This window comes from Bacillus sp. JJ1532 (assembly GCF_036965085.1).
Classification (GTDB): Bacteria; Bacillota; Bacilli; order Bacillales; family Cytobacillaceae; genus Cytobacillus.
In genome coordinates, this window is sequence record NZ_JBALOW010000013.1 from 54,075 (window position 1) to 63,108 (window position 9,034).

Annotated in this window: 9 protein-coding genes, 1 pseudogene and 1 other annotated feature; of the genes and pseudogenes, 3 read left to right on the plus strand and 7 right to left on the minus strand. The window is 39.3% G+C overall.

What is annotated here, in order from left to right:
- Positions 1-99 precede the first annotated feature (99 nt).
- The 3 genes and pseudogenes from V7122_RS05750 to V7122_RS05760 form a co-directional block, all read right to left on the minus strand.
- Positions 100-408 (minus strand): rhodanese-like domain-containing protein, encoded by a 309-nt coding sequence (locus V7122_RS05750; RefSeq protein WP_438824002.1) that lies wholly within the window; start codon positions 406-408, stop codon positions 100-102.
- Between the two features lie 133 nt (positions 409-541).
- Positions 542-2,962: a leucine--tRNA ligase gene (gene leuS, locus V7122_RS05755; protein ID WP_335486669.1), complete on the minus strand. Its 2,421-nt coding sequence runs from the start codon at positions 2,960-2,962 to the stop codon at positions 542-544.
- Between the two features lie 67 nt (positions 2,963-3,029).
- Positions 3,030-3,251, minus strand: a binding site (T-box leader).
- Positions 3,252-3,405: 154 nt separating this feature from the next.
- A pseudogene (locus V7122_RS05760) lies at positions 3,406-3,547 on the minus strand (SDR family oxidoreductase); the annotation flags it as partial.
- A gap of 162 nt (positions 3,548-3,709) precedes the next feature.
- Between V7122_RS05760 and V7122_RS05765 the strand changes: the two are divergent.
- Entirely contained in the window at positions 3,710-4,033 is a 324-nt protein-coding gene (locus V7122_RS05765) for a hypothetical protein (RefSeq protein WP_335486672.1), read from the plus strand.
- Between the two features lie 36 nt (positions 4,034-4,069).
- Here the strand turns inward: V7122_RS05765 and V7122_RS05770 are convergent, their stop codons facing one another.
- From V7122_RS05770 to V7122_RS05780, 3 genes are all read right to left on the minus strand, one after another.
- Entirely contained in the window at positions 4,070-5,251 is a 1,182-nt protein-coding gene (locus V7122_RS05770; protein ID WP_335344406.1) for an MDR family MFS transporter, read from the minus strand.
- Positions 5,252-5,455: 204 nt separating this feature from the next.
- On the minus strand, positions 5,456-5,617 hold the full coding sequence (locus V7122_RS05775; protein ID WP_335486676.1) for a glycogen biosynthesis protein GlgD: 162 nt from the start codon (positions 5,615-5,617) through the stop codon (positions 5,456-5,458).
- Between the two features lie 15 nt (positions 5,618-5,632).
- Entirely contained in the window at positions 5,633-5,896 is a 264-nt protein-coding gene (locus V7122_RS05780; protein ID WP_335486679.1) for a YtzC family protein, read from the minus strand.
- Positions 5,897-6,066: 170 nt separating this feature from the next.
- On the opposite strand from V7122_RS05780, the gene V7122_RS05785 reads away from it, so the two are divergent.
- The gene (locus tag V7122_RS05785) at positions 6,067-7,035 is read left to right on the plus strand and encodes a TIGR01212 family radical SAM protein (RefSeq protein ID WP_335526045.1); all 969 of its coding nucleotides are present in this window, start codon (positions 6,067-6,069) and stop codon (positions 7,033-7,035) included.
- A complete protein-coding gene (locus V7122_RS05790; RefSeq protein ID WP_335526021.1) occupies positions 7,032-7,604 on the plus strand; it encodes a class I SAM-dependent methyltransferase in 573 nt (190 codons plus the stop codon). Before V7122_RS05785 ends, V7122_RS05790 begins: the two co-directional genes overlap by 4 nt.
- A 246-nt stretch (positions 7,605-7,850) precedes the next feature.
- On the opposite strand, the gene V7122_RS05795 is transcribed toward V7122_RS05790, so the two are convergent.
- Positions 7,851-8,945 carry a tetraprenyl-beta-curcumene synthase family protein gene (locus V7122_RS05795; RefSeq protein WP_335526022.1) on the minus strand — a complete coding sequence of 365 codons (1,095 nt, stop codon included), beginning with the start codon at positions 8,943-8,945 and terminating at the stop codon, positions 7,851-7,853.
- Positions 8,946-9,034 lie beyond the last annotated feature (89 nt).

Consider the following 9,034-nt stretch of genomic DNA (forward strand, 5'->3'; position numbering starts at 1 on the left):
TGGACAGCTTTCCAGAAATACCTCGAAACCTGTCCAGTAAATCACTTTTGTTGGATAGGTTTTCTGAATATCACCTAAACCTGTCCAGTAAGTTGCGTTTTATTTAAATTCAACCTCACCTGTCCAGTCCAGCATGCCGCCAACCATGTTGCGGACTTTGTAGCCTTGGTCCTGCATGTAATGGCATACATTTTGACTGCGGTTTCCTGACCGGCAAATAAAAATATATTCCTTTTCTTTATCAAAATAGTCCAAGTTTTCAGGGATTGTCATCATTCGAATATGTTTGGCTCCCGGAATCATCCCTTGAGCCACTTCTTCATCTTCTCTAACATCAACTAGCTCAAGCTTCTCACCGGCTTGCAGCTTCATATCCAATTCTTCCGTAGTAATAATCTCGATACTCATCAAAAACTCCCTTTCTTCCACAACCTTAAGTTTTCCCCTATGCTAATATTAAAAAACATCCTCCGAAAAGGCAATCGGAGGACGTAAAATTATTATTTAGAAACTTAGAGAAGGCCATGCACAATAATCCTTTTTAATTGGCTACTATGTTGACAAGTTTTCCTGGAACAGCGATGACTTTACGAATAGTTTTTCCATCGATTTGCTCTTTTACTGTTTGGTCATCCATAGCGATTTTTTCAAGTGCATCCTTTTGGGCATCTGATGGGACAAGTAATTTCGCTTTTACTTTTCCATTGATTTGGATAACAATTTCTACTTCATCATCGACTAGTTTTGCTTCATCGAATGCTGGCCAAGCTTCGTAAGCGATTGTTTCACTATGGCCAAGCTTTCCCCATAGCTCTTCAGCAATATGAGGAGTAATAGGTGAAAGCAATTTCACAAAGCCCTCCATGAAATGTTTAGGAAGAACTGTTGTTGTTTTATAAGCTTCATTAATAAATACCATCATTTGAGAAATAGCAGTATTGAAGCGTAAACCTTCATAGTCCTCTGTTACCTTTTTCACTGTTTGGTGATATACCTTTTCAAGTTTGCTTGCTTCATCACTCTCTTGAATTTTCGGATTTAGACTTCCGTTTTCTTCAATGAACAAGCGCCATATACGGTCAAGGAATCTTCTGGATCCGTCAAGACCATTTGTAGACCAAGCAATGGATGCATCAAGCGGTCCCATAAACATTTCATATAATCGAAGCGTATCTGCCCCGTGACTTTCAATAATGTCATCAGGATTGACAACATTACCTTTTGATTTACTCATTTTTTCATTGCCTTCTCCAAGAATCATTCCCTGATTAAATAGCTTTTGGAACGGTTCCTTCGTATGAACAACACCGATATCATACAGAACTTTATGCCAGAAACGAGCATATAGAAGGTGAAGAACGGCATGCTCTGCCCCACCGATGTAAATATCAACTGGAAGCCATTCCTTCAGTTTATCTGCATCCGCAAGCGCTTCACTGTTGTGTGGATCAATGTAGCGCAGGTAATACCAGCAGCTGCCTGCCCATTGCGGCATCGTGTTTGTTTCTCTGCGGCCTTTTTTGCCTGTTACTGGGTCCACCACATTTACCCACTCTTCAATATTGGCGAGCGGTGACTCACCCGTTCCAGACGGCTTTATTTCAGTTGTTTTTGGAAGAATTAATGGCAGTTGGTCTTCAGGTACAGCTGAACTCGTGCCATCTTCCCAATGAATAATTGGAATCGGCTCCCCCCAATAGCGTTGGCGGCTAAACAACCAATCTCGAAGGCGATAAGTGATCTTTTTCGTGCCAAGTCCTTTTTCTTCAAGCCAAGCAATCATCTTACCGATAGCTTCTTCTTTATTCATTCCATTTAAGAAATCGGAATTTACATGCTCGCCATCGCCAGCATAAGCTTCTTTTTCAACATTTCCACCAGCAACAACTTCAACAATTGGCAAGTCAAATTGTTTTGCAAATTCATGGTCACGCTCGTCATGAGCAGGTACAGCCATAATAGCACCGGTTCCATAACTCGCTAATACATAATCGGCAATCCAGATCGGCATCTTTTCGCCATTTGCCGGGTTTATTGCGTAGGCGCCTGTGAAAACACCTGTCTTTTCTTTTGCTAAATCAGTTCTTTCCAAATCGCTTTTCATTTTTACTTTATCTAAATAGCCTTGAACTTCGGCACGCTGCTCTTCAGTCGTAATTTTGTCGACTAAATCATGCTCTGGAGCAAGTACTGCATAGGTTGCACCAAAAAGTGTATCAGGACGAGTCGTAAATACTTTGAATGTTCCTTCATGGCCTTCAATTTGGAAGGTTACTTCTGCCCCTTCTGAACGGCCGATCCAGTTACGCTGCATATCTTTTAGGCTTTCAGGCCAATCTAGTAAATCAAGATCCTCAAGCAAACGATCTGCATAGGCAGTTATTTTTAATACCCATTGTCTCATTGGTCTGCGCTCAACCGGGTGGCCGCCACGCTCACTTTTTCCATCAATAACTTCTTCGTTAGCTAAAACTGTTCCAAGTGCTGGGCACCAGTTCACTGCTACTTCATCAATATAAGCAAGACCTTTTTCATATAGCTTTAAGAAAATCCATTGTGTCCATTTATAATACTCAGGATCAGTCGTATTCACTTCACGATCCCAATCATAAGAGAATCCTAGTGCTTTAATTTGACGGCGGAATGTATTAATATTCTTTGCCGTAAATTCAGCTGGATCGTTCCCTGTATCTAATGCGTATTGCTCAGCAGGAAGACCGAATGCGTCCCAGCCCATTGGATGAAGGACATTATAGCCTTGCATCCGCTTCATGCGCGAAAGAATATCCGTAGCTGTGTAGCCTTCTGGATGTCCGACATGAAGTCCAGCTCCAGATGGATATGGAAACATATCAAGTGCGTAAAATTTGCGCTTTCCTTTATCTTCGCTCGTCTTAAATGTTTTATTTTCTTCCCAGACCGTTTGCCACTTTTTCTCAATCTCTTGATGATTGAAACTCATCACATGTTCCTCCTAAATGAAAATTATAGAATATTTCGAAAAAAATCAAAAAAACCTCCCATCCCAATTAAGGGACGAGAGGATTATGTATAATCTCCCGCGGTACCACCCACATTAGTGACATAGTCACTCGCTTCATTCATCCTTAACGCGGAGTACGGCAAGCATTACTATTCCTTCACACTTGCTGCTCAAAGGCGAGTTCATGGTTTACCCGGCTGACTTGCACCACCCGTCAACTCTCTACAATCAGGTTCAATCCACTACTAATCCTTTTCTTAGCATATAAATATATTAGTGCTATTGTATAAAATTTCCCGCCAAGATGCAAGTGGGCTCATCTTGACAGGAAATTTAATATGTAGCATATGCGGGAAATAAGATTATGTGAATGAATTTTTAAAAAATTTTAAAGGGACATCTCACAGCTGTCCCCTCAAAATCTATTGAACTGTATATCCCCCATCAATCAGATGGCCTGCCCTGTCACTCCGTTTGCAGATTCACTTGCAAGGAATATGCATAATCCGCAATCTCATCAACAGACAAAAGCCTTTTTTGAGGGATTAATGAAAAAATAACTTCCGATTGGAATATTTAATAATGCGTTTTTCATAATACTCCCCTTTATAATCATTTATACATTCCAGCTTATTTTATCGCAATTGTTAGATAATTTAATTACATAAGTATTTTTCCTCTATTTTTTGTCAAAGAAGGGAGAAAAGAGAAAATGGAGTGTTAACTATGAAAGGCATTTACTTCATTAATGAAAGACAGCATCAAGATTTAGAAGGGATCTCGCACTGTATAAGCATGATTAGTTCATTTCTGAAGGCAAATCAGATCCAAGCTATAAAACTGAATTCAAACCAGCTAAATGATTATTACACCCTTCCTCATGCTCTTCTATACGATTTAAATCAGGCAAAGATGCTATTGGATTATTTAGTGATCTATTCGAATCAAGATGTGAATGAATTTATTTATATGTATCCTGCTAAATGGGTATTATTAAAAAGCTATTTTTCGGAAGTAGTATTTGTAGAGGAACAGAGAAATAGTGGCTAATCATAATTAAAAGACCTGCAGCATTAGTGCAGGTCTTCAAGATGCGTGTGCAACGCTCTTTGTTTTTCTAATTTTTTTATCATAGATGAATGTTGTAAAAATAGAGATCACGAGTAAAACTATAATGATTGAGAATAGCATTGACATTCCGTATATATCGACAAGAATGCCCCCTAGGAGCGGTCCAATCATACGCCCTCCTGTTGCCATACTATTGACAATTCCCTGGTAGAATCCTTCTCTTCCTTTTGGTGCCAGATCATTGGCGATCGTAGGAACTGCTGGCCATACTAACATTTCGCCAATTGTTAATATAATCATTCCAGCAAGAAAAGCTGCAAACTGATGGGCTACGGAAACAACTCCAAAAGAGACTATAAAAATAATAATGCCGATATTGATCTGTGTCTTCAGAGATTTGATTCGGGACACAAGCAAGTTTATTACTGGCTGCCCTAGAACAATTAATGCTCCATTGATCGTCCAAAGCAGACTATATTGTCTTAAGGTGATATTAAGCTCCTGTGTAAAAGAGGCAATTGTCGTTTGCCACTGAACATATCCGACCCAGCATAAGCTGTAGCCAATACATAAAATTAATAAGGCATATAGCTTTGAATGGTCCTTAACAACAGACTTTTTCTTTCGAACAGAAGTATGCATACTTGACTCAATTTGAATTCCTTTATATCCGAAAACAGCAATGAAAAGAAAAGCCAAGTACATGAACGTATTAGCAATAAAGATGAGCTGAAAAGAAAAAGAAGCTACAAATCCGCCAAGGGCCGCTCCGATTGCTACACCAAGGTTCTGCGCTACGTATAGAGCATTAAAGGATTTTCTTCCGCCTTCCTTCCATACTGAACCAGCCATTGCATACATTGATGGGAAAATAATTCCTGCCCCAAATCCAACCATCGTTAAAAAGACAACATACATTGGCCAATCATGCCAAAAGGTTAACCCGATTAATGATAATAAGGATATTCCTGCTCCCAGCAGGATTGATTTATAGCCGCCAATTTTATCAAAAAGGATGCCCCCGGTTAAATTGCCAATGACACTTGCTCCAGAGTTTAACATGAGAGCAATTCCCGCAACTGATAATGATTTTCCTAAATGATCGTGAATATAGATTGTGTTTAAAGGCCATAAAAAAGAAGAGCCTGTAACATTCACCACCATCCCAATTATTAAAAGCCATAAGGCACGTGGCATGAAAAAACCCTCCTAAAATAGACCAAAATATATAAAAGTCTGCTCGACAATTAGTTCGGTTCACTAAGCAATTTTATTTCTTTTTTACTGTCCTTGCAATAGGGAATCATCTAAGCAGCCAAACAAAGAAAATACACAATATTCCTAGAAAAGCGGAAGCCCTGTGGAACAACTAAAAAACCCTCCAGAATTGGAGGGTTTCGATTATTCAGGATGGAATTTTGATTTTACTGGCTGTCCCTTTTTTTCATACAACTTTTTTGCTTGCTTGACGATGTCGAAATCCTGACCTATCTCTAGTTCTTGATTATTTATGCCATTACGGTTCTTTTGTTCAGGGTTTCTTTGTTTAGACCGTTTTTTCACCTTGAAAATCACTCCTTAATGGGGATGAATAATCATTTGATTTTGGAGCTGCTGAAGCTGCAGCCTCATGCGGTGAAGCTGTTCCCTCTGCTGGGCGTTGGCACTTAAAGCAAGTTTGGTCAGATCATTATACGCATTCTCAAGAGAATACAGTGCATCCGTAAAACCAGCATCATTGTAATGCTCTTGAGTTCTGCCTTCCTGAAGCTGGTCATTAGCGAAACGGATAGCATCCTCACATTGCTGCATTAGATTATCAACGGAGTCACGAGTAGCCATAATATCCCTCCTGAAATAAATCGGTCTTTTCAGAAGCAAAATGCTTCATTCATTAGTTTGTTCATATTTCTTTTTCCTATTTCGTAATTTTACTGGCAAAAATCGTTGATAGCCATTACATTTAAAAATAGGTTTTCTCTATTTATAGTGCTTTAAGGAGGTTTACAATGATGAATCAGATTAATCCTTTTCCCTTTGCATCTGATAATAAACGCTATCATACATGGAATTACCATTTAAGGAATCAATTTGGCCATAAGGTTTTTAAGGTTGCTCTTGATGGCGGCTTTGACTGCCCGAATCGTGACGGCACGGTCGCGCACGGAGGCTGTACATTTTGCAGTGCGGCCGGTTCTGGTGACTTTGCGGGAAACCGATCTGACGATATAGAGATACAATTTAAAGAAATTAAAGAAAAAATGCATCAGAAGTGGAAAGATGGCAAATATATGGCTTACTTCCAGGCATTTACGAATACACATGCACCCGTAGAAGTGTTAAGAAATATGTACGAAAAAGTTTTACAGTTTGAAGATGTTGTAGGGCTTTCAATTGCTACAAGGCCAGACTGCCTTCCAGATGATGTAGTGGAATATTTGGCTGAGCTTAATCAAAGAACTTATTTATGGGTTGAGCTTGGTTTGCAAACTGTACATGAAAGAACCGGATTGCTGATCAATCGTGCTCATGATTATCAATGCTATGTGGACGGTGTCAACAAGCTTCGAAAACATGGAATTCGTGTTTGTTCCCATATTATTAATGGACTTCCACTGGAAACACCGGAAATGATGATGGAAACTGCTAAGGAGGTCGCAAAGCTAGATGTTCAAGGAATCAAAATCCACCTTCTTCATCTTTTAAAAGGAACACCAATGGTGAAGCAATATGAAAAAGGAATGCTTGAATTCTTATCATTTGACCAATATGTCAGTTTAGTTTGTGATCAACTTGAAATTCTGCCTCCTGAAATGATTATTCATCGAATTACTGGAGATGGTCCTATTGAGCTGATGATTGGTCCGATGTGGAGTGTTAATAAATGGGAGGTTCTAAACACCATTGATGCTGAACTTAAAAGACGGAATAGCTGGCAAGGAAAATTTTACAAGGCAAGCAGTGTGGAGGTACAAGCATGAAGCTAGAAGGAGTTTTGCCTTTTGCTAGGAAGCTGCTAGAAAAAGCAGTTGGTTCTGGTGACTTTGCAGTCGATGCAACATTAGGAAATGGGCATGATACATTATTCTTGGCAAAATTAGTTGAAGATTCCGGTCATGTATTCGGATTTGATATACAAGAAGAAGCAATTCTCAGTACAAAAAAAAGGATAGAAGAACAGCAGCTTTCTGACCGTGTTACTTTATTTCATAATGGGCATGAACATATATTGTCCAGTATCTCAGCAGAAAATCACGGTAAAATTAAAGGTGCTATTTTTAATTTGGGCTATTTGCCAGGCGGCGACAAATCGATTGTTACAGTTCCAGACACAACCATTTCAGCGATTGAGCAGCTTCTTGAAATTATGGCTCCTGAAGGGATTATTGTCCTTGTTGTTTACCATGGCCACGAAGAAGGTGCGATTGAACGTGACGCACTCCTTCAATTTGTAAAACAGCTAGACCAAAAAAAGGCTCATGTACTTCAGTATCAATTCATTAATCAGAAGAATAATCCACCTTTCATTGTAGCGATTGAAAAAAGATAATAATTGAGTATCTAACGGATATATCACAAAAGTAGCGGATATTTCTGCGTAACTGGCGGATATATCACAAAAGTGGCGGATATTTCTGCATAACTGGCGGATATATCACAAAAGTGGCGGATATTTCTGCGTAACTGGCGGATACTAAAAAAAGTGCCGATTGATTTACCGAAAACTGACCGATTTTTCCCTTCCAAAGAGAAAAAACCTGCATTTAAGCAGGTTTTTTCAAATTTCGGCTTCAATTTACTTTAAAAATGCCCTCATAAGACCGGCTGGCATCCATTTTTGCATAGCCCGATAAGCACGTCCATTTAAATAAAAGAAAAAACTGATCATCCCGCCGGTTTTGATCATTCCTCGAGCTAGTTTCTTTACATTTCGCTGCTTTCGGACCTTTTCATCTGATAAATAAATCCCTAGCAGTCCACGGTTAATCAATTGATGAAATCGTTTATGAGGCAGCTGTTCTGTATGCTTGTCAGCTTCTTGTACAAAATGCTTCAGCCTGTCAAAAAGCTTCTCTTCACTTTCATAATAAAAACAGAAGTTTAAATCTCCGCCAGCACGATCCTCTTCCTGATCAATAAAATAATCCAATAATATATGCAAACCTTGTATGTAAGGAAAATAGCCGTTCCGAATTTTTTCTGCGTCGGCCAGCTTAAAATCATCCCTCATGGCATAAGAAACAAGGCAGAAAATACCTAATGTCGATCCAGAGCAAGCTGAAAACTCATACCACTCCATCTCTGGTATTTTTTCCTTGTATTCATCAAACCAGCCTTGAAGCCTTGGCACGCGTTCCTCCACTTTTACATGCTTATGAATCTGCAAATCACAATAATACCGGCACAATTCTAATAAATGACCGCTGATTTCTTCATAATTACCTATTTCAGATAAAACTCCTCTACAGGCTGCAGCAAGGTCAGCTAAGTAATTTCCATCTTCCTGTTCTTCTCTAAATCGGTAATAATTTTTCGGTGCAGCCTCCACCACTAAAGAATCCATCATTGATTCGTGTAAAGCCTCAAAATCTTCTGGATCCAGTGATGTACTTCGATCACATAAATTATCCAAATAATCACTGATTGTTTGATAAGCAACTATAAATTTAATCGCTTTTTCATATTTTTCTTTTGCCATTAATGCCATGATGGCGCCGCCTTCACAATGAAAGGTCTTTTGCTTTATGCTCGCTAATGCCTGTTTTCTAAGTTCTGGATCGGGAATTTCTTCCGCTCTCTTCCGCCAATACTCCAATTCCTTATGAGCTATTGGCAATATCCTACGATAAACATTTGACATTAGACTGATAGGCATAGATGGGACACTCATAGTAAAACTCACTCCTTAGAAAAGCGAAAGCGCCTCGCCCACCCCCGACAAGCATAAGACGAGCCTCCCGGAAAGGTGAGCTCTACCTT

Coding starts and splice junctions, on each gene's coding strand:
- V7122_RS05795 (WP_335526022.1), bottom strand. CDS start 8,945: ATGAGTGTCCCATCTATGCCTATCAGTCTAATGTCAAATGTTTATCGT.
- leuS (WP_335486669.1), bottom strand. CDS start 2,962: ATGAGTTTCAATCATCAAGAGATTGAGAAAAAGTGGCAAACGGTCTGG.
- V7122_RS05785 (WP_335526045.1), top strand. CDS start 6,067: ATGAATCAGATTAATCCTTTTCCCTTTGCATCTGATAATAAACGCTAT.
- V7122_RS05765 (WP_335486672.1), top strand. CDS start 3,710: ATGAAAGGCATTTACTTCATTAATGAAAGACAGCATCAAGATTTAGAA.
- V7122_RS05790 (WP_335526021.1), top strand. CDS start 7,032: ATGAAGCTAGAAGGAGTTTTGCCTTTTGCTAGGAAGCTGCTAGAAAAA.
- V7122_RS05770 (WP_335344406.1), bottom strand. CDS start 5,251: ATGCCACGTGCCTTATGGCTTTTAATAATTGGGATGGTGGTGAATGTT.
- V7122_RS05750 (WP_438824002.1), bottom strand. CDS start 408: ATGAGTATCGAGATTATTACTACGGAAGAATTGGATATGAAGCTGCAA.
- V7122_RS05780 (WP_335486679.1), bottom strand. CDS start 5,896: ATGGCTACTCGTGACTCCGTTGATAATCTAATGCAGCAATGTGAGGAT.